The sequence below is a fragment of the Stenotrophomonas sp. SMYL41 genome (assembly GCF_036319965.1).
Lineage (GTDB): Bacteria > Pseudomonadota > Gammaproteobacteria > Xanthomonadales > Xanthomonadaceae > Stenotrophomonas > Stenotrophomonas maltophilia_R.
In genome coordinates, this window is record NZ_JAWIRX010000022.1 from 68,377 (window position 1) to 87,256 (window position 18,880).

Genomic DNA, 18,880 nt, shown 5'->3' on the forward strand with positions numbered 1-18,880 from the left:
GCACAGGCGGTCAGGCGGCGAAGTCGAGCACCACGCGGCCTTCGATGGTGCCCGCGTGCATGCGTGCGAACACCTCGTTGATGTTTTCCAGGCGATCGGTGCTGACCGTGGCGGCAACCTTGCCTTCGGCAGCGAACTGCAGCGACTCCTGCAGGTCCAGCCGGGTGCCGACGATCGAGCCGCGCACGGTGATGCCGTTGAGCACCATGCCGAAGATGTCCAGCGGGAAATTGCCGGGTGGCAGGCCATTGAGCGAGACGGTGCCGCCACGGCGGACCATGCCCAGCGCCTGCTCGAACGCCTTGGGCGACACCGCAGTGACCAGCGCACCGTGTGCGCCGCCGATGTCCTTCTTCAGGAAGGCGGCGGGGTCGGTGGTGCGCGCGTTCACGGTAACCTGCGCGCCGAGCTGCCGGGCCAATGCCAGCTTGTTGTCGTCCACGTCCACCGCAGCCACGTTCAGGCCCATCGCACGGGCGTACTGCACCGCCATGTGGCCCAGGCCACCGATGCCGGAAATCGCCACCCAGTCCCCCGGCTTGGTGTCGGTAACCTTCAGACCCTTGTAGACGGTCACGCCGGCGCACAGCACCGGCGCGATCTCGACGAAGCCCACGTCCTTCGGAAGCAGGCCGACATAGTTGGCATCGGCCAGTGCGTACTCGGCGAAGCCGCCGTTGACCGAGTAGCCGGTATTGCGCTGCGTTTCGCACAGCGTTTCCCAGCCACCCAGGCAGTGTTCGCAATGGCCACACGCCGAGTACAACCAGGGGATGCCGACCCTGTCGCCTTCCTTGACGTGCCCTACCCCGCCTCCCACGGCCACGACGTGCCCCACGCCCTCGTGGCCGGGGATGAACGGCGGGTTCGGTTTCACCGGCCAGTCGCCCTCGGCGGCGTGCAGGTCGGTGTGGCAGACGCCACAGGCCTCGATCTTGACCAGTACCTCGCCCGCCCCCGGGCGCGGTACCGAGACTTCCTCGATCACCAGTGGCTTGCCGAACTCGCGCACGACAGCGGCCTTCATGGTCGAATGCATGTTCGGATCTCCGTAGTGCGCTTGCCCACAGAATGACGCCGGCTCGAGGCCGGCGCTTTGATCACGATCAAACCTTTGAAGATTCGCGGAGCGGGTTCAGCTGGCCAGCACGGACGCTTCGCGGGCCAGGCGCTCGATCGCATCCCAGTCGCGGGTCTGCAGCAGCGCCGGCGTGGTCAGCCACGAACCGCCCACGCACAGCACGTTGGGCAGGTGCAGGAACTGCGGCGCGGTCTGCGCGCTGATGCCGCCGGTCGGGCAGAAGCGCACATCGGCGAACGGACCGTGCAAGGCCGCCAGCAGCGCAGCGCCACCGGCCTGCACCGCCGGGAAGAACTTGAAGGTATCCAAGCCGTGCTCGAGGCCCTGGATCAGGTCCGAGGCGGTGGCGGCACCGGGCAGGTACGGCAGGTCGGCGTCGCGTGCAGCGGCATACAGCGCCGGCGTGGCACCGGGGGACACCGCGAAACGCGCACCGGCCTGCTTCGCCGCCTGCATCTGCGCGGCGTCGAGTACGGTGCCGGCACCGATCACCGCATCCGGCACAGCCTCGACCATCGCCTTGATCGCATCCAGCGCCTGCGGCGTGCGCAGCGTCACCTCGATCACCGGCAGGCCACCGCGGAACAGCGCCTGGGCCACTTCGACCGCTTCATTCACATCTTCGGGGGTGTACACCGGGATCACCGGTGCCAGCTTCAACAGCGCGCGCAGGCGCGGATCAGCGCTGGACATGGTCTTGCTCCTTGCCCGACGGGGCATCGCGGATCGCCGCCGGGTCCGGCAGCGCAGCGGCGCATGATGCCACGTGGCTCCGGAAGGTGCTGGCGGAGCCCTGCCCCGCAGGCCCTCGGCTCAGGCCGGGTCGGCCTGCAATGCCTGGATGCGACGCTGATACCAGCCACCGCCGAGCGGATCGAACACCGCCGACCGTTCCATCTGCGCCTCGTACACGTGCACCGAGATCGCCAGTGCGTCATCGCTGGCGTTGCGCAGGGTGTGGTATTCGTGCGGCGGGATCAGGCTGCCAGCACTGCCGCAGCCCCCGCGCAGCGCGGCGTGGCGGTGGAAACGCCAGCGCTCGCCGGCGCGCTCCAGCAGCTCGTAACGGGTGATCTCCAGCTCGCCCAACCACACTCCCTCCACACACCACATGGCATCGTGGTCGTGCAGCGGCGTGCCCTGCCCTGGGCCCCAGCTCATGGCAATCACGCTGTAGCCGTGTTCGCGGCTGTGGTACAGCGGGCGCCGCGCGTAATGATCGCTGACCGGCCGATGCACGCATTCGGGCAACTCGATGCGGCTGTCGGTTATGGCTTCCTGCAGCGCCAGCTGCAGGTCGGCGGTGATCCGACCGGTATCACCGGAGGTTACCGCCGCGTCGACCGCGGCGATCAACCGGTCGCGGCCACGGAACGGCGGATACGGAGAAGTCTGCAGGTCCATGCACCTGACTGTAGCGGAGCATGGTTAAGGGAATGTTGGCGTTCGCGCGCGTCGCGTCTGCATTCAGGGTGAACATGCGCGGAAGAATGGTTCAGATGCAGAGGCAGTAGAGCGATCACAATGGAACCTCGCGCAACAAAACGGGTCGAACACGACACGATTGAGATCCGCTGCGACATTCCGCAACTTCGCGCCCGACGGGCGCAAGGCTAGAATTCTCCGACTTACCTGGTTCTATACATGTCAGTGCGAAATATCAGCGATGCCGCGTTGCCGGCATCGAAGGGCAAGGCTGCCACGATCAACGACATCGCACGACTGTCGGGAGTTTCCAAGAAAACGGTTTCAAGAATCATCAACAACTCGCCGCTGGTGCGTAAAGACACCCGCGACAAGGTCGAGGCGTTGATGCGCGAGGTCGGTTACGTGCCCGACCCGCTGGCGCGCGGACTCGCGTTCCGCCGCTCCTTCCTGATCGGCCTGGTGTATGACGACCCGGGCGCCCAATGCATTGTCGACCTGCAGCACGGCGCGCTGGAAGCGCTTCGCGGCACTGGTTATGAACTGGTGGTGCACCCGTGCGACAGCGAGGATCCGGACTGCGCCGACGGCGTGCGCCGCTTCGTGCAGCAGCAGAAGCTGCATGGCGTGATCCTCGGCCCGCGCGCCTCCGAGTCGGTGGCGCTGTCGCAGATGCTGGACGCGATCGACTGCCGCTACATCCGCATCAGCGCGCATGCCTCGGACGACGAAGCACAGGCAGTGGTCACCCACGATCGCGATGGTGCCGCCGCGGCTGCGGGCTACCTGCTCTCGCTGGGCCATCGCGATATCGCAGTGATTGCCGGCCCCGGTGACCGGCGTACTGCCCGCGAGCGGACCCATGGCTTCCTTGATAGGCTGGCCCAGGTCGGCTTGACCCTGCCGGGAGAACGCGTGCTGGAGGCGGGCGACACGTTCGAGTCCGGCGTGCATGCCGCCGAACGCCTGCTGATGGGCGACCAACGCCCCAGTGCGATCTTCGCCGGCAACGATGAAATGGCCGCAGGCGTGTACCAGGTGGCATTGCGCGCAGGCATCGCAGTGCCGCAGCAGTTGTCGATCGTCAGTTACGACGACAGCCCGCTGGCATCGCGGCTGTGGCCGCCGCTGACGTCGGTACGCCGCCACGTCTCCGACATTGGCCGGATGGCTGCCGCGATGCTGGTGCAGACCGATGTGCCGGATGCACCGACCGCGGCCAGCGTGCATCCGCAACTGATGGTGCGCGGTTCCTGCAGGGCCATTGACGGTTGACTGCCCTGCCCTTGCCTGCACCGTTGCGACAGGATGGTGCAGGCAGCACTGAAAACGGCGCACCAAGGCGCGCCGTTTTCAGTACGAAACCGTGTGCGCTGAGCGCTTACACGTCGCCGCCGTCAGCCCAGCCTTCGCCGGTGCCGGCCTGGAACACGCGGTCATCGCCCTGCACATCGCCCGCCGGCAGATGCGCCTGATCAGCCAGTGCTGCGTAGATCGGGGTGAAGTCCGGTGACGTCGCCTGCATCAGCTGTTCGAAGCTGTCGATGACGAAGTAGGTCTTCTGGAACGTGTCGATGCGGTACTTGGTGCGCATGATCCGCTGCAGGTCGAAACCGATGCGGTTGGGCGCGGCCGATTCCAGCGAGTACAGCGATTCGCCCTTCGACGACACGATGCCGGCACCGTAGATGCGCAGGCCTTCGGGCGTATCGATCAGGCCGAACTCCACCGTGTACCAGTACAGGCGGGTCAGGTTCTGCAGCGCATCCGGGCCGATCGCGTGGGCTTTGACGCCGCCACGTCCGTACGCCTCCATGTAGTCGGCGAACACCGGGTTCATCAGCAGCGGCACGTGGCCGAACAGATCGTGGAACAGGTCCGGTTCGGCGATGTAATCGATCTGGTCCGGGCGGCGGATCCACCAGGTCACCGGGAAACGGCGGTTGGCCAGGTGGTCGAAGAAATCCAGTTCCGGCAGCAGGCCTTCGACGCCGACCAGGGTCCAGCCGGTGGCCGCGCCCAGTACTTCGTTGAGCTGGTCGAAGCGCGGAATCATGTGCGCGCTCATGCCCATCTCGTCCTGTGCATCCAGGAACTCCTGGCAGGCGCGGCCGACCAGCAGTTCGCGCTGGCGCTGGTACAGCGTGCTCCAGGTGGCGTGGTCGTCGGCGCTGTAGGTGTCCCACGGCTGCTCGACGAGCGCGGTGGTGTACACCGGCACGTAGCCCTTGTCGGTCTGCTGGTGTTCGACGCGGCGGGGCTGGGCGAGGTCCATGGGGCACTCCTGGATGGGATACCCACGATGCTAGGGCAGGGCGCGCGCAACAGGGTTGCAAAAGTTGCGTCGATTGGCATTGTTGGCGCAATATCCTTGCGTACTCACCATGTTGCGGGGCAACAATGGCCGGAGAAGTCCAGTTCGATCGCACGGATATACGCCTGCTGGCTGAAATCCAGCGGGATGGGCGCGCCACCAACGCCGAGCTGGCGACGCGGGTGAATCTCTCACCCTCGGCCTGCCTGCGCCGCCTGCAGCGGCTGGAAAGCGAGGGCGTGATCGTCGGCTACGGCGCGCGGCTGGAGCCACGGCAGCTCCGGCTGGGCCTGCAGGCCTTCGTGCGCGTGCAGCTGGAAAAGCACGATCAGGCCGCCATCGGCCACTTCGTGGACAGCGTGCAGGGCTGGGATGAAGTGGTGGCCTGCCATGCACTGACCGGCGACATGGACTACCTGCTGCACGTCTACGTGCGCGACCTGGAGCACTTTTCGCACTTCCTGCTGGACCGGCTGCTCAACGCCGGTGGCGTGGCCGACGCCAATTCCAGCTTCGTGCTGCGCACGGTGAAGGGCTTCCAGGCGTTGCCACTGTCGCAGCTGGAGTCCTGAGCGACCACCGGGCGTGCCCGGTGGCCAGGCATCAACGGATCAGCACTTGTCCTTGCGGCCCATCAGCTTGCCCAGGCGCGAGGGTTCTTCGCACTTGGGTGCGGCCACCGGCGCCGGTGCTGCTGCGGCGGCGCGTGCACGCTGCAGCTGCTGGATCTTCGCGCGGATCTGCGGCATGGCCGCCATCGCGGCCTTTTCGCCTTCCAGGATCGCGGTGCCGCGCTGGCTGAAATCGGCAGCGCCGATGTCCAGCACCTTCGGGCGGATGACGATGTCGGCGCGCGCCAGTTCCTGCTCGCCCAGGCGCTGGCCCATGATCGAGATGGACTGGTTGACGATGCCCAGCATGTCCGTCGGCGCCTTGCCGCTGGCCTTGCTGGAGATGTCGACGGCAATCACGAAGTCGGCGCCGAGCTGGCGCGCAGCGTCCACCGGCACCGGACTGACCACGCCACCGTCGATGTAGTTGCGGCCACCGATCTTCACCGGTTCGAACACGCCGGGGATGCTGCTTGACGCGCGCACCGCCTGGCCGACGTTGCCGCGCACGAAGATCGCGCGCTCGCCGGTTTCCAGCTGGGTGGCGACAGCTGCGAACGGCTTCTTCAGGCGCTCGGCGGGACGGTTGGCGACCTGCTCGTTGACGTAGTCCTGCAGTTTCTGGCCCTGCACCAGGCCACCGGAGAACAGGCGCACGTCGCGGATGCTGGCTTCGTCCAGCGCGACCGCCTTGCTCTGCATCTGGAAGGCGTCCATGCCGCTGGCATACAGCGCACCGACCACGCTGCCGGCGCTGGTGCCGGAAACCACGGCCGGCTCGAAGCCGTTGGCTTCCAGCATCTTGATCACGCCGATGTGGGCGAAGCCCTTGGCCGCGCCGCCGCCAAGGGCGATGCCGATCTTGATCGGCTTGGCCTGCGGCACCACGGTCGGCGCCGGCGGCGGGGAGGGGCGGACCGGGTCGCCACCGCAGCCGGCCAGCAGGCCGATCAGGGCGACGGACAGCAGCAGGCGGGGGCGGAACAGGCTCATCGGCAGTGCGCTCGCGGCGCCGGATTCAGGAAAGGGCGCCAGCATACCGAAGCCTCGACGGGGCGGGCAGGGTGGGGGAGCCTCTGATAGCTGTGAATCGCTTCTGGTGGGTGCGGACCTCGGTCCGCGCAAATGCCTGGTCGCGCGCTGAAGGAATGTGCCAACCAAGGTTGGCACCCACCAACGGCAGGTCCAGGCGGCCGCCGAGAACCTCCCTATTCAGCAAAAAGGAACCCCGGTAGGTGCCGACCAAGGTCGGCACCCACCGGGATCCTGTGGTCAGAACCGGTTGTCGCCGTCCAGCATCCGGCCCAGGCCGCCCAGCACCGAGCCTTCGCCACGGTTCTGGGCACCGCCCTGCGGTGCGGCCATCCACATGCGGCCGGCCAGGCGCGAGAACGGCAGCGACTGCAGCCAGACCTTTCCCGGACCGGTCAGCGTAGCCAGGAAAACGCCTTCGCCGCCGAACAGCATGCTCTTGATGCCGGCGACCCGGCGCACGTCCATGTCCACGCTGGGGTGGTAGGCCACCACGCAGCCGGTATCCACGTCCAGGCGCTCACCCGCAGCCAGCTCGCGCTCGACCACGCAGCCACCGGCGTGGATGAACACCCAGCCGTCGCCCTCCAGCTTCTGCATGATGAAGCCTTCGCCACCGAACAGCCCGGTCATGATCTTGCGCTGGAACTGGACGCCGATCTGCACGCCGCGCGCGCCGGCCAGGAAACTGTCCTTCTGGCAGATCAGTCGGCCGCCATGCTGGTCCAGCTTCATTGCCAGTACGGTGCCGGGGTAGGGCGCGGCGAAGGCGACCTTGCCCTTGCCGTGGCCGCTCTGGGTGTAGACGGTGGCGAACAGGCTCTCGCCGGTCAGCACCCGCTTGCCGGCGGCCATCACCTTGCCCATCAAGCCGCCGCCCTGGTCGCCGTTGGCGGCGCCGAACACCGTATCCATCTGCACGGTGGCGTCCTTGAACATCAGTGCGCCGGCCTCGGCAATGGCGCTCTCACCGGGGTCGAGCTCGATCTCGACGAACTGCATCTCATGGCCGACGATGCGGAATTCGATGTCGTCGGCGCGGCCGCTGGCGGCGGGGACCGGCGGCGGGGTGTTGGGCATGCCCGGGGCCGCGGACTGAAGTTCGGGCACCTCGGCAATCGACGTCCACCCGCTCATGCCCTGGCACCAGGCCAGGGCGCGTGGATTGGCCTGCGCGTAGCGGCGCGCGGCCTCGTCATCAAGCGGGCCGATACGCTCGGCCTGGGGGGAGGCATGGAAGTACCACTGGGTCATTGCGGCGGCTCCACAGGGCTGGAAAACCCCGAGTCTAGCGAGCGCGTGGGGGCCGGGGCGACGGGGCCATGAACGGCCGGCATTTGCGGGGCAGGTGCTGTATTGCAACAATTATCTGGTAGCGCCGTTTTACCACCCCTCCAAACACAGCCTACCGCCATGTCCCCGACCCGCACTTCCCGTGGCCGCCTTCCGGTCGCGCGCCCCCTCGTTGCCGCCCTTTCCGCCCTGTTGCCGCTGGTAGCAGCCGCCCAGGAAACTCCCGCTGCCAAGGATCCGGTTGCCCTCGACACCCTGCAGGTGACCGCGCAGCGCCGCGTCGAGAACGCCAAGGACGTACCGGTCGCGGTCAGCGCGATCCAGGGCGAGAAGCTGGATGTGCTCGGCTCGGCCGGCGATGACATCCGTTTCCTGGCCGCACGCGTGCCCAGCCTCAACATCGAGTCGTCCTACGGTCGTGCCTTCCCGCGCTTCTACATCCGCGGCCTGGGCAACACCGACTTCGATCTCAACGCATCGCAACCGGTGTCGCTGGTGTACGACGACGTGGTGCAGGAAAGCCCGCTGCTGAAGGGCTTCCCGCTGTTCGACCTGGCCAACGTGGAAGTGCTGCGTGGCCCGCAGGGCACGCTGTTCGGCCGCAACACACCGGCCGGTGTGGTCAAGTTCGATTCGGCGCGTCCGTCGCAGGATGCCGACGGCTACGTGCGCGTGGGCTATGGCAGCTACAACAGCTGGAACGTGCAGGGTGCCTACGGCGGCCCGCTGACCGACCGTTGGTCGGCACGCGTCTCGGCGATCTACCAGCGCCGCGATGACTGGGTCGACAACACTCGTGTCGGCGCTCCCAACAGCGGCTTCGAAGGCTACGACGAGGCCGCCGGCCGCGTGCAGTTCCTGTACGAAGGCGATGATTTCGAAGCGCTGTTCAATCTGCACAAGCGCAAGCTCAACGGGACCGCCCGCCTGTTCCGCGCCAACATCATCCAGAAGGGTGGCAATTCGCTGGTCGAGAACTTCGACCGCGACAAGGTGGCCAACGATGGCGTCAACTTCTCCGATCTGGAGACCTGGGGTGGCAGCGCACGCCTGCAGTGGAATCTCGGCTCGGTGACCCTGCACTCGATCACCGGCTATGAAACCGCTGAATCGCTCAACCGCGGCGACATCGACGGTGGCTACGGCGCCGCGTTCCTGGGTGCGGGCAATTCGGGCCCGGGCCTGATTCCGTTCTCGTCCGAGTCGGCCGATGGCCTGCCGCACCACCGCCAGTGGACGCAGGAAGTCCGCATCGAGTCCAACGAATGGGGCCGCTTCGACTGGCAGGCCGGCGTCTTCTATTTCGATGAGGACGTGACCATCAACAACTTCAACTACGACTCGCTGGCTCCGGGGAACCCGCAGACCGGCCACGTGGTGCAGAACCAGCGCAACAAGGCCTGGGCGGTGTTCGCCTCGGGTGACTTCGATGTCACCGACCGCTTCAAGCTGCGTGCCGGCGTGCGCTACACGCAGGACAAGAAGGACTTCAGTGCCAGCGTGCTGCAGGCTGTTCCGTTTGGTACCCCGGTCAGCGGCCCGTACCTGGCCAATACCGACGTCAACGACGTCAGCTGGGATCTCAGCGGCGTCTACAAGCTGACCGACGACATCAACGCCTACGCCCGCGTAGCCAAGGGTTTCCGCGCACCGTCGATCCAGGGACGGCTGGCCTTCGCGCCGGGCCTGTCGCAGGCCGATTCGGAGAAGGTGATCTCGTACGAAGCGGGCATCAAGGCTGACCTGTTCGAACGCCGCGCACGCCTGGGCCTGAGCGTGTTCCGCTACGACGTGGATGGCCAGCAGTTGATCGCGGTGGGTGGCACCAACAACACCGCCACCCTGCTCAACGCCGACAAGACCATCGGGCAGGGCGTGGAGCTGGACCTGGAAGCCTACCTGGCCGACAACGTGCTGCTGACCTTCGGCAGCAGCTACAACGACACCGAGATCAAGGACAAGGACCTGGCGGTGGCGATCTGCGGCGGTGGCTGCACCATCAACGACCCGACCACCGTCATCAACGGTGGCACCTATGCGCTGGTCAACGGCAACCCGCTGCCGCAGGCGCCGAAGTGGATCCACAACGCGACCCTGCGCGTCGGCTTCCCGCTCAGCGATGGCAGCGAGCTGTATGCCTACACCGATTGGGCCTACCGCAGCGCGGTGAACTTCTTCATCTACGAGTCGCCGGAATTCCGCGGCCGTAGTTCGCTGGAAGGCGGCCTGCGCCTGGGCTACAACTGGGATTACGGCCAGTACGATGTGGCGGTGTTCGGCCGCAACCTGACCAACCAGACCCGCGTGGTCGGCGCGATCGACTTCAACAACCTGACCGGCTTCCTCAACGAGCCGCGTACCTGGGGCGTGGAGTTCACCGCGAAGTTCTGATGCGGTGGCTGCGGCAATGCAAAGAAGAAGGGCCGGCGCAATGCCGGCCCTTCTGCTTTACGTCCATCGGTTGCCGAATGGGGTCAGAGCCCTTTCCAGCGGAAAGGGATCCGACCCCGATGGCATCGGCATTCCGCGCTGGGGTCAGATCCCTTTCCGAAGGGAAGGGCTCTGACCCCGGATCGCCGCTTACAGCGCGCTCTGCGGGCGTACCTTCAGCACCGCATTCTCGGTGGCGCAGTCGCGGCTGGAGTGCAGGCCGGCCTTGCGTGCGGCGGCGATCTCCTTGCGTGCGGCCAGCAGGTCCTTGTTGAAGGCAGCGTTGTCGTGCAGGCGGGCCACGGCGGCGGCGCCCATGAAGCGGCCTTCGAGGATGTCGCTCTGCCAGTGCACGTTGCAGACCAGGCGGCTCTCGCCGTAGTTGCGGCCACGGGCCTGGATCGCATCGGCACGGTCCGGCGCGATCTCGGACAGGATAAGTGCCCAGGCCCAGCCGATCGAGGTGTGGCCGGACGGGTAGGAACCATTCTTGCGCAGGCCTTCCTCGTCCTTCGGCGAGCAGGTCGGCTCACCGTTGACCATGAACGGGCGCGGGCGCTGGTAGTGGTTCTTGGCCGCCTTGGTGGCGGCGCTGGCGTCGATCCTGCTGCGCTCCAGCAGGCGGTACAGCGCCGGGGTTCTCACCGCATCGACGTCGATGTCGGCGGCACAGGAGAAGTGATTGGCGCCTTCGGGGAAACCGAGTTCCGCATCGACGCCGGCCTGGGCGAAGCGCGGGCTGCCACGCAGCGCGCGGGATTCACGGCTGACCTGTTCGTCCAGGGCGAGGGCGGCCGAACCGGCGACAGGTGGCGCCGGCACCAGGTCGAGGCTGGCCGGAACCACGCTCTTGTCCAGATAGCCCACCGCTTTGGTGGTGATGTTGGCTTCGACGGCGGTCGGCTTGGCGGCGGTGGCGGCACAACCGGCCAGGACCGCAATGACGGCAAGGCCGAGCAGCGGGCGGGCAGGGCGGGAAATCAACGACATGGACAGGCTCCGGGCAGAAAACATCGCGCCATGATCGCAGCCCCCATACGACACCGCAGTGGCCATCGGTCATACGGCCAGACCCGGCATGGTCACCACACGAGATGAAAAACGTCATCGATTGTTGCCAGTCTGCTGAATCCGGTCGCAGCGCACGGACTTTCACGCGGCTGCGCCATGAGCATCGGCACAACGGTGATCGAGAGGCCGTCCAGTTCCAGCCGGGTCGGGGGGATCCGCTGACAGAGGGAGAGAAGCGATGCGCAGCACCGCAACAGGAAGTACCGTCCTGGCCCTGCTCCTCGGGCTGGCATCCGCACCGGCGCAGGCCGCCGACGTGGTTGGCGTGGCCTTCGTGCATGGCACCGGCGCGCAGACCAATGCCACCCAGGACTACTGGCAGCCGGCGATCATCGACACCGTGCGCCAAGGCCTGCCGAACAGCAGCAACTACGTCGTCATCAACTGCGACTTCACCCAGTACATGTGGAAGCCGGAAGCCGCCGGCTGCCTGGCCAACCAGTTGACCAGCTTCATCGACAGCCGTGGCATCACCCAGCTGGTGGTGATCACCCACTCCAACGGTGGAAACGTGATGCGCTGGATCCTGTCCAACCCGACCTACGACAGCCGCTATCCGAAGATCATCCGCACGGTGCGCAAGGTCAACGCACTGGCACCGTCTTCGGCGGGCACGCCGCTGGCCGATGCGGTGCTAAACGGCAATACCTTCGAAACCTCGCTGGGCTGGCTGCTGGGCTACAAGAATGACGCGGTGCGCCAGCAGCAGGTGGCGAGCATGGCCACCTACAACGCGCAGAACCTGTACGGCACCGCCGGTCGCCCGGCGCTGCCCAAACCATTCCGTGCGGTGGTCGGCAGCGACGTGGAATCGGCGGTGTGGGACAGCAACAGCTACTGCGGTGGCTATGCCGCCAATGTCGGCCTGGAGTTCACCCAGAACTGGCTGTCGTCCTGCTCCGATGGCTTCCTGGAGTGCAGCAGCCAGAAGGCCGCCGGCACCACCTGGTTCACCGACAAGGCGCGTACCCAGGGTGCAGAACCGCTGAGCCACAACCAGAGCCGCCGCGAGTGCTTCGGCCTCGGCACGATCCTGCGCAACGACCTGACCCAGTGAGGGAGACGACCATGACGATCCATTCCACCCTGCTGGCCAGTGCGGTGCTTGCCGTGCTGTCCCTTTCCGCCGCGCAGGCCGCGCAGCCGCTGCAGGCCGCCCGCGCAGGCGATCAGGTGCCCGCCGCATTGGTGGCCGCGCCGCTGCCCGCGGATGAAAGCGAACACGCGCCACTGGCCTTTGCCTGGGCGCTGGACCCGATGCAACCGCTGCAGGCGACCACGCCGTATGCCTCGGTCAGCCGCAGCTACTGGCAGCAGGTCGATGGCACGCAGCTGCAGCGCGGCCTGGACCTGCCGCTGACAGCGCCGGATGCGGTGATCCAGCTGAGCCCGGCCGATGGTGCCCGCGCACTGCCGGCCAACACCCTGCAGGTGCGCGACCCGGCTGGCCGCAGCAGCGTTGCCCGCAGTGTCGATGCGCGCGCCTTGCAGGATGCCGGCATGCCGGTGGGTGATGGCAGCAGCATGCTGCGCACCGGCGCGACCAGTGTGGCAGGTGCATATACGCTGCAGGGCGCACAGGCGCAGGGCCGCTATGTGGTACAGGTGCTGGAGCCGAACAGCCCGCTGCGGCTGGAAGTGCAGGCCAACCAGGCGCAGGTGCTGGCCGGTGGCAATGTGCAGCTGCAGGCACGCCTGCTGGAAGACGGCGCCACCTCTGCGCAGCTTGCATCGCGTCGTGGTGGCCTGGGCGGTGAAGCCCTGCTGGTCGCACCGGATGGCCGCAGCTGGCCGCAGCGCCTGCTGCGCACCACCGATGGCAGCCTGCGCGCGCAGGTGCGGATCCCGGCCGATGTCGGCAGCGTGCAGGGGCTGTGGGAGCTTCAGGTGTTCGCCCAGGCCGATGGCGTACTGCGCGATGGCAAGGTGGCCTTCGCAGTGGCACGGCCGACCGCGCGCTTCAGTGGCCAGGCGGCGCCGGACCCGTCCAGCCGCCAGGTGGCACTGCCGCTGCAGGTCGCCGCCGCCGGCCGCTATGAGGCGCGGGGCACGCTGTATGCCACTGCCCGCGATGGCCAGCTGAAGCCGGTCGCGCAGGCACACGCGGCCGCGTGGTTCGATGGCCCGGGCGCGGGCCAGCTGGTGCTGCCGTTCGACCAGGCCGCGTTGCCGGCGGGTTTCGGTGCGCCGTACGAATTGCGCGACCTGCAATTGCAGGACCAGAGCCGCATGGCACCGATCGAGTCGCGCGCGCTGGCGTTGAGGTTCTGAGGACAGCGGTGGCGGGCCGGAAGATCCGGCCCGCTGCATCGCGCATTTCGATTACCCCGCGTAGGCGGTCAGCCGGCCTTCCTGCTCGCATACGGTGATCGCGCCGCCGAACACCGCCGACAGCGGCTCGCTGCGCAGCAGCTCGGCACGGGTGCCGTCGGCCAGTACGTGCCCATCGCGCAGCAGTACCACCCGCTCGATCTCGGGAATGATCTCTTCGATGTGGTGGGTTACCAGCACCAGGGTGATGCCCTGCTGCGCCAGAACCCGCATGGTCGCTATCAGCTGCTCGCGGGCGACCAGGTCCAGCCCGGTGGAGGGTTCGTCCAGCAGCAGTGCCTGCGGCCGGTTGACCAGTGCGCGGGCGATCAGCACGCGGCGAGTCTCGCCGGCCGACAGCTCGGCATAGGCGCGTTCGCGCAGGGACAGCGCGCCGGTCATCGCCAGTGTCTCGCCGACGCGCACGCGCATGTCGGCGGTCACTTCGCGGAAGGCCGGCACCACGTAGCTGGCGAAGAAGCCGGACAGCACCGCCTGCTCCACGGTCAGCCCGGGCATGTCGGCCAGGTTGCTGCTGAGGTCGCCGGTGACGATGCCCAGCTGCGAGCGCAGCCGGTCCACCTGCCAGCGGTTCTGGCCCAGCACCTTCACCGCCACCGTGCCGTCGCCCTGGGCCAGCGGGTACAGTTCGCGGGTGATCAGCTTGATGAAGGTGGACTTGCCGCAGCCGTTCGGGCCGAGCAGGGCGGTGTGCTGGCCCTGCGCGATGCGCAGGCTGAGCCCGTGCAGCACCTTCACCTGGCCGCGCACCACGGTGGCGCGCTCCAGTTCGATCAACGGGGGCAGCTCCGCATCGGGCGGGGCGGCGATCATGGCGCTGGTGCGTGGATCAAGGCTCGACAACTCAGGTCCCCAACTGTGAACGGTGCCACGGATGGCGATGTGATACGCCGCCGCAGGGGTGCAGTTTGCAACGCAAGCGCCCATGATGTCTGCCATCCCCGCGGCGATCCGGAGAGCTGCCATGCCTGATGCCCTGATGTCCCTGTTGACCGGTGGTGTGCTTGGCCTGGGCTGGTGGGCCATGCTGGGGGTACTGCTGGTCTTCACCCAGATCACCATCTTCTCGGTGACCCTGTACCTGCATCGCAGCCAGGCCCATCGCGGGGTCGATTTCCACCCGGCGCTGGCCCACGTGTTCCGTTTCTGGCTGTGGCTGACCACCTCGATGATCACCCGCGAGTGGGTGGCCATCCACCGCAAGCACCACGCCAAGGTGGAGACCGAGGACGATCCGCACAGCCCGGTCACCCGCGGCATCGGCAAGGTGTTCTGGCATGGCGTGGAGCTGTACCGGGAAGCGCGCGGCATGCGCGCGGACATCGAGCAGTACGGCCGCGGTACCCCGGACGATGCGATCGAGCGCCACCTGTATACCCCGCACGCCACGCTGGGCCCGGTGTTGCTGCTGGCGATCAACAGCGTGCTGTTCGGCCTGCCCGGCGTGGCCCTGTGGGCGATCCAGATGGCGTGGATTCCGTTCTGGGCCGCGGGCGTGGTCAACGGCCTGGGCCACTGGTGGGGCTACCGCAACTACGAGTCGGCCGATACTTCCACCAACCTCACGCCGTGGGGGGTCTGGATCGGTGGCGAGGAGCTGCACAACAACCACCATGCCTTCCCCAGCTCGGCGCGCTTTGCGATGCGGCGCTGGGAATTCGACATCGGCTGGAGTGCGATCCGCCTGCTGCAGGCGCTGCGCCTGGCCAAGGTGCTGCGGGTGGCGCCGGCCATGGACGTGCGCCCGAACATCGCCGTGCCCGATGCTGAAACCCTGAAGGCGCTGCTGTCGCACCGCTTCCAGGCGATGACCGACTACCAGCGCAATGTGTTCATGCCGGCCCTGCGCGAGGAAGCCGTACAGGCCGGGGCCAAGCTGCGCCGCCTGCTGCCGCGCCGGCTGCGCCGTGGCCTGGTCAACGATGGCCGCTGGCTGAAGCCGGACAGCCGTGCCCTGCTCAGCGAATGGGTGGCGCAGCGCCCGCGCATCCGCACCCTGGTCGAGTACCGCGCGCGGCTGGCGGCGCTGCTCGAGGCCCGCGGCCACGATGCCGCCGAGCGCCTGCACCAGCTGCAGGCCTGGTGCCGCGAGGCCGAGGAAAGCGGCATTGCCGCGCTGCAGGCCTATGCCGCACGCTTGAAGGGCTACAGCCTGGTGGGCGCGTGAGGGCAGGGCATGGGCTTGTGTTGGCGATGCTGCTGCCATGCGCGGCGCTGGCCCAGGTCACCGACACTGCCAGCTATCTGCAGCGGATGGACAGCGATGGTGACGGCAAGGTCAGCGAGGCCGAGTACGTGCAGTGGATGCTGTATGCCTTCGACCGCATGGACCGCAATGGCGATGGCGTGCTGAGCGCCGATGAGCTGCCTGGTGGCAAGGGCAGGGCGATCAGCCGCGAGCAGCAGCGGCAGGTGATCGTGCAGCGTTTCCACAGGCAGGATGCCAATGGCGATGGCGTCCTGGATGCCCGTGAGCTGGCGGCGCCGCCACGCTGAGCGGGCGTAGAATCGGTCCATGCCTGAACTGCCCGAAGTAGAAACCACCCGCCGCGGCCTGGCGCCGCACCTGCAGGGCCGCCGCGTGCATGGGGTGATCCTGCGCCGTGCCGACCTGCGTTGGCCGATTCCGCCGGAAGTGGCCGCGCTGCTGCCCGGGCAACGTATCGAGGACATCCGCCGGCGCGCCAAGTACCTGCTGCTGGATACCGCCATCGGCAGCGCGGTGCTGCACCTGGGGATGTCGGGCAGCCTGCGCGTGCTGCCCGGTGACACGCCACTGCGCGCCCACGACCATGTGGATATCAGCCTGGACAACGGCCGCCTGCTGCGCTTCAACGACCCGCGCCGCTTCGGCAGCCTGCTGTGGCAGCCGGCCGGCGAGATCCACCCGCTGCTGCAGGGGCTGGGACCGGAACCGCTGGACGAGGCATTCGATGGCGACTACCTGTTTGCCCGCAGCCGTGGCCGCAGCGCGCCGGTGAAGACCTTCCTGATGGACCAGGCGGTAGTGGTGGGCGTGGGCAACATCTACGCCGCCGAAAGCCTGTTCAAGGCCGGCATCAGTCCGCTGCGCGAAGCAGGAAAGATCTCGCGCGAACGCTACCAGCGGCTGGCCGACGCGGTGAAGGAGATCCTGGGCTACGCCATCACCCGCGGCGGCACCACCCTGCGCGATTTCATCAGTCCTGACGGCGCGCCGGGCTACTTCGAACAGGAACTGCTGGTATACGGCCGTGACGGGCTGCCCTGCCCGAACTGTGGCCGCCCGCTGAAGCACGCCACCATCGGCCAGCGCGCCAGCGTCTGGTGCAGCCACTGCCAGCGCTGAGCCGGGCCGCCAGCGGCAGCTGAACGGGCAGGGCGCGTCTCCGCTGCCCGTTAACGTTTGTCTGCCTATGATGGCCGACCTTCCTCCCTGTACCTGACGCGCCTGCATGCAACGACGCGACTTCATCCGCAATGCCTCCCTCGCCCTGGCTGCATTCGGCCTGCCGTCCCTGCCCGCGTGCGCGGCCAGCAAGAGCGGCCAGATGGGCCTGCGCCGCCTCGGCCAGCCGCAGCCGTTCGACTTCGCCGCCCTGAAGGGCCAGGCACGCGCGCTGGCACAGGCGCCCTACAAGAGCCACAAGCGGGTGCTGCCGGGCCGGCTGGAAGGCCTGGACTGGGACCAGTACCAGTCGATCGGCTACCGCCAGGACCATGCCCTGTGGGCCGACCAGCCGGGCAAGTTCCAGGCCAAGTTCTTCCATCTGGGCCTGTACTTCCACTCGCCGGTACGCATGTTCGACGTGGTCGACGGCAAGGCGCAGGAGCTGGCCTATGACGGCGCGGCGTTCAACTACGGCAAGAGCGGCATCAAGGATGGCGAGTTGCCGGCGGACCTCGGTTTCGCTGGTTTCCGCCTGAACACCCGCAAGGACACCGACCGCGACTTCGCCGCCTTCCTCGGCGCCAGCTACTTCCGCGCAGTCGGCAAGGAAGGCCAGTACGGCCAGTCCGCACGTGGCCTGGCGATTGACACCGGCATGGGCAAGCCGGAGGAATTCCCGGACTTCATCGCCTATTACCTGGAACAGCCGTCGGCCGATTCGGAGACGATCGTGGTCTACGGCCTGCTGGATTCGCCGAGCGTGGCCGGTGCCTACCGCTTCGCGATCACCAATGGCGACGTGCTGCTGATGGACATCGACAGTGCGCTTTACCCGCGCAAGGCGATCGAGCGGTTGGGCATTGCGCCGTGCACCAGCATGTACCAGGTGGGCGAGAACGACCGCCGCATGGGCTGGGACTGGCGCCCGGAGATCCACGATACCGACGGCCTGTCGCTGTGGACCGGTGCCGGCGAATGGATCTGGCGCCCGCTGCTGAACCCGCGCAACCTGCGCTTCAACATGTTCGTGGACCGCAACCCGCGCGGCTTCGGCCTGCTGCAGCGCGACCGCAATTTCGACCATTACCAGGACGACGGCGTGTTCTACGAGAAGCGCCCGTGCCTGTGGGTGGAGCCGAAGGGCGAATGGGGCGAGGGCTCGGTGCAGCTGGTGGAGATTCCCACCGTGGACGAGACTTTCGACAACATCGTGGCGTTCTGGAACCCGAAGGAAAAGCCGCAGCCCGGCCAGGAGCTGCTGGTCGGCTACCGCCTGTACTGGGGCGCCGAACCGCCGGCGCGCCCGCCGTTGGCGCACTGCGTGGCCAGCCGTACCGGCCTGGGCGGTGTGGTCGGCAAGAAGCGCGAGTACTTCAGCTGGCGCTTTGCAGTGGACTTCGAAGGGGGGGAACTGGCCAGCCTGATCGACAAGGGCGAGGTCGAAGCGGTGGTGGAAACCAGCCGTGGCCGGGTCGAGATCGTATCGGCGCGTCCGCTGCGCGAGATCAATGGCTACCGCGCGATGTTCGATCTGGTGCCGCCGGAAGGCAGCACCGAGCAGATCGACATCCGCCTGTTCCTGCGCAGTGGCGGCAAGACGCTTACGGAAACGTGGCTGTACCAGTACACCCCGCCGCCGGCGGGTGCGCCGGAGCGCACGCTGTACTAAGAGGGGGTTGGGTTTGCAGGGCTTGCAGCCCTGCACCTGCAGAGGCCAGAGCCGAAGCAACGGCAGAAATTGGTTTCCTGTGGGGAGGCGGGGGGGGGGGGGGGGGGGGGGGGGGGGGGGGGGGGGGGGGCGGGGGGGGGGCGCCGCCTAACACCCCGCGCCGCCCCCGGGGCCCCCCCCCCGGGCCCCCCCCCCCCCCCCCCCCCCCCCCCACCCCGCCTTCGACAGTTTTCTGTGGCCTGTTGGAACGGCA

At 67.6% G+C, this 18,880-nt stretch carries 17 protein-coding genes; 9 read left to right on the plus strand and 8 right to left on the minus strand.

Going from position 1 to position 18,880, the window contains the following annotated elements; translation table 11 throughout:
• Positions 1–10: 10 nt before the first annotated feature.
• The 3 genes from adhP to V3B30_RS20065 form a co-directional block, all read right to left on the minus strand.
• Positions 11–1,039: an alcohol dehydrogenase AdhP gene (adhP, locus tag V3B30_RS20055; protein WP_262084109.1), complete on the minus strand. Its 1,029-nt coding sequence runs from the start codon at positions 1,037–1,039 to the stop codon at positions 11–13.
• Between the two features lie 96 nt (positions 1,040–1,135).
• Entirely contained in the window at positions 1,136–1,774 is a 639-nt protein-coding gene (eda, locus tag V3B30_RS20060) for a bifunctional 4-hydroxy-2-oxoglutarate aldolase/2-dehydro-3-deoxy-phosphogluconate aldolase (RefSeq protein ID WP_262084108.1), read from the minus strand.
• Positions 1,775–1,894: 120 nt separating this feature from the next.
• Entirely contained in the window at positions 1,895–2,485 is a 591-nt protein-coding gene (locus V3B30_RS20065; protein WP_262084107.1) for a cysteine dioxygenase family protein, read from the minus strand.
• A gap of 240 nt (positions 2,486–2,725) precedes the next feature.
• Between V3B30_RS20065 and V3B30_RS20070 the strand changes: the two genes are divergently transcribed.
• Positions 2,726–3,781, plus strand: coding sequence for a LacI family DNA-binding transcriptional regulator (locus V3B30_RS20070; protein ID WP_262084106.1), 1,056 nt, complete (start codon positions 2,726–2,728; stop codon positions 3,779–3,781).
• Positions 3,782–3,887: 106 nt separating this feature from the next.
• On the opposite strand, the gene phhA is transcribed toward V3B30_RS20070, so the two are convergent.
• Complete coding sequence (gene phhA / locus V3B30_RS20075; protein ID WP_262084105.1) at positions 3,888–4,781, minus strand: phenylalanine 4-monooxygenase; 894 nt, start codon at positions 4,779–4,781, stop codon at positions 3,888–3,890.
• A 125-nt stretch (positions 4,782–4,906) separates the two neighbouring features.
• Here phhA and V3B30_RS20080 point away from each other — a divergent pair, with 125 nt between their 5' ends.
• The gene (locus V3B30_RS20080; RefSeq protein ID WP_053448379.1) at positions 4,907–5,392 is read left to right on the plus strand and encodes an Lrp/AsnC family transcriptional regulator; all 486 of its coding nucleotides are present in this window, start codon (positions 4,907–4,909) and stop codon (positions 5,390–5,392) included.
• A 39-nt stretch (positions 5,393–5,431) separates the two neighbouring features.
• Here the strand turns inward: V3B30_RS20080 and V3B30_RS20085 are convergent, their stop codons facing one another.
• Both V3B30_RS20085 and V3B30_RS20090 read right to left on the minus strand, forming a co-directional pair.
• On the minus strand, positions 5,432–6,424 hold the full coding sequence (locus tag V3B30_RS20085) for a patatin-like phospholipase family protein (protein ID WP_262084104.1): 993 nt from the start codon (positions 6,422–6,424) through the stop codon (positions 5,432–5,434).
• Positions 6,425–6,703: 279 nt separating this feature from the next.
• Positions 6,704–7,717 (minus strand): TIGR00266 family protein, encoded by a 1,014-nt coding sequence (locus V3B30_RS20090; protein WP_100475083.1) that lies wholly within the window; start codon positions 7,715–7,717, stop codon positions 6,704–6,706.
• Between the two features lie 159 nt (positions 7,718–7,876).
• Here V3B30_RS20090 and V3B30_RS20095 point away from each other — a divergent pair, with 159 nt between their 5' ends.
• A complete protein-coding gene (locus V3B30_RS20095) occupies positions 7,877–10,147 on the plus strand; it encodes a TonB-dependent receptor (protein WP_100475082.1) in 2,271 nt (756 codons plus the stop codon).
• A gap of 189 nt (positions 10,148–10,336) precedes the next feature.
• Here the strand turns inward: V3B30_RS20095 and V3B30_RS20100 are convergent, their stop codons facing one another.
• The gene (locus tag V3B30_RS20100; RefSeq protein WP_262084103.1) at positions 10,337–11,176 is read right to left on the minus strand and encodes a phosphatase PAP2 family protein; all 840 of its coding nucleotides are present in this window, start codon (positions 11,174–11,176) and stop codon (positions 10,337–10,339) included.
• A gap of 259 nt (positions 11,177–11,435) precedes the next feature.
• On the opposite strand from V3B30_RS20100, the gene V3B30_RS20105 reads away from it, so the two are divergent.
• Both V3B30_RS20105 and V3B30_RS20110 read left to right on the plus strand, forming a co-directional pair.
• Positions 11,436–12,314, plus strand: a complete 879-nt coding sequence (locus V3B30_RS20105; protein ID WP_262084102.1) for a hypothetical protein — start codon at positions 11,436–11,438, stop codon at positions 12,312–12,314.
• Between the two features lie 11 nt (positions 12,315–12,325).
• On the plus strand, positions 12,326–13,528 hold the full coding sequence (locus tag V3B30_RS20110) for a DUF4785 family protein (RefSeq protein ID WP_262084101.1): 1,203 nt from the start codon (positions 12,326–12,328) through the stop codon (positions 13,526–13,528).
• A gap of 51 nt (positions 13,529–13,579) precedes the next feature.
• On the opposite strand, the gene V3B30_RS20115 is transcribed toward V3B30_RS20110, so the two are convergent.
• Complete coding sequence (locus tag V3B30_RS20115; protein ID WP_262084100.1) at positions 13,580–14,401, minus strand: ATP-binding cassette domain-containing protein; 822 nt, start codon at positions 14,399–14,401, stop codon at positions 13,580–13,582.
• 151 nt (positions 14,402–14,552) lie between these two features.
• On the opposite strand from V3B30_RS20115, the gene V3B30_RS20120 reads away from it, so the two are divergent.
• The 4 genes from V3B30_RS20120 (at position 14,553) to V3B30_RS20135 (ending at position 18,627) form a co-directional block, all read left to right on the plus strand.
• On the plus strand, positions 14,553–15,755 hold the full coding sequence (locus tag V3B30_RS20120; protein WP_100475077.1) for a fatty acid desaturase: 1,203 nt from the start codon (positions 14,553–14,555) through the stop codon (positions 15,753–15,755).
• Complete coding sequence (locus tag V3B30_RS20125; protein ID WP_100475076.1) at positions 15,752–16,084, plus strand: EF-hand domain-containing protein; 333 nt, start codon at positions 15,752–15,754, stop codon at positions 16,082–16,084. Before V3B30_RS20120 ends, V3B30_RS20125 begins: the two co-directional genes overlap by 4 nt.
• A 19-nt stretch (positions 16,085–16,103) precedes the next feature.
• Positions 16,104–16,916 (plus strand): bifunctional DNA-formamidopyrimidine glycosylase/DNA-(apurinic or apyrimidinic site) lyase, encoded by an 813-nt coding sequence (gene mutM, locus V3B30_RS20130; RefSeq protein ID WP_262084099.1) that lies wholly within the window; start codon positions 16,104–16,106, stop codon positions 16,914–16,916.
• A gap of 106 nt (positions 16,917–17,022) precedes the next feature.
• On the plus strand, positions 17,023–18,627 hold the full coding sequence (locus tag V3B30_RS20135) for a glucan biosynthesis protein D (RefSeq protein ID WP_262084098.1): 1,605 nt from the start codon (positions 17,023–17,025) through the stop codon (positions 18,625–18,627).
• Positions 18,628–18,880 lie beyond the last annotated feature (253 nt).

Coding starts and splice junctions, on each gene's coding strand:
- adhP (WP_262084109.1), bottom strand. CDS start 1,039: ATGCATTCGACCATGAAGGCCGCTGTCGTGCGCGAGTTCGGCAAGCCA.
- eda (WP_262084108.1), bottom strand. CDS start 1,774: ATGTCCAGCGCTGATCCGCGCCTGCGCGCGCTGTTGAAGCTGGCACCG.
- V3B30_RS20065 (WP_262084107.1), bottom strand. CDS start 2,485: ATGGACCTGCAGACTTCTCCGTATCCGCCGTTCCGTGGCCGCGACCGG.
- V3B30_RS20070 (WP_262084106.1), top strand. CDS start 2,726: ATGTCAGTGCGAAATATCAGCGATGCCGCGTTGCCGGCATCGAAGGGC.
- phhA (WP_262084105.1), bottom strand. CDS start 4,781: ATGGACCTCGCCCAGCCCCGCCGCGTCGAACACCAGCAGACCGACAAG.
- V3B30_RS20080 (WP_053448379.1), top strand. CDS start 4,907: ATGGCCGGAGAAGTCCAGTTCGATCGCACGGATATACGCCTGCTGGCT.
- V3B30_RS20085 (WP_262084104.1), bottom strand. CDS start 6,424: ATGAGCCTGTTCCGCCCCCGCCTGCTGCTGTCCGTCGCCCTGATCGGC.
- V3B30_RS20090 (WP_100475083.1), bottom strand. CDS start 7,717: ATGACCCAGTGGTACTTCCATGCCTCCCCCCAGGCCGAGCGTATCGGC.
- V3B30_RS20095 (WP_100475082.1), top strand. CDS start 7,877: ATGTCCCCGACCCGCACTTCCCGTGGCCGCCTTCCGGTCGCGCGCCCC.
- V3B30_RS20100 (WP_262084103.1), bottom strand. CDS start 11,176: ATGTCGTTGATTTCCCGCCCTGCCCGCCCGCTGCTCGGCCTTGCCGTC.
- V3B30_RS20105 (WP_262084102.1), top strand. CDS start 11,436: ATGCGCAGCACCGCAACAGGAAGTACCGTCCTGGCCCTGCTCCTCGGG.
- V3B30_RS20110 (WP_262084101.1), top strand. CDS start 12,326: ATGACGATCCATTCCACCCTGCTGGCCAGTGCGGTGCTTGCCGTGCTG.
- V3B30_RS20115 (WP_262084100.1), bottom strand. CDS start 14,401: ATGATCGCCGCCCCGCCCGATGCGGAGCTGCCCCCGTTGATCGAACTG.
- V3B30_RS20120 (WP_100475077.1), top strand. CDS start 14,553: ATGCCTGATGCCCTGATGTCCCTGTTGACCGGTGGTGTGCTTGGCCTG.
- mutM (WP_262084099.1), top strand. CDS start 16,104: ATGCCTGAACTGCCCGAAGTAGAAACCACCCGCCGCGGCCTGGCGCCG.
- V3B30_RS20135 (WP_262084098.1), top strand. CDS start 17,023: ATGCAACGACGCGACTTCATCCGCAATGCCTCCCTCGCCCTGGCTGCA.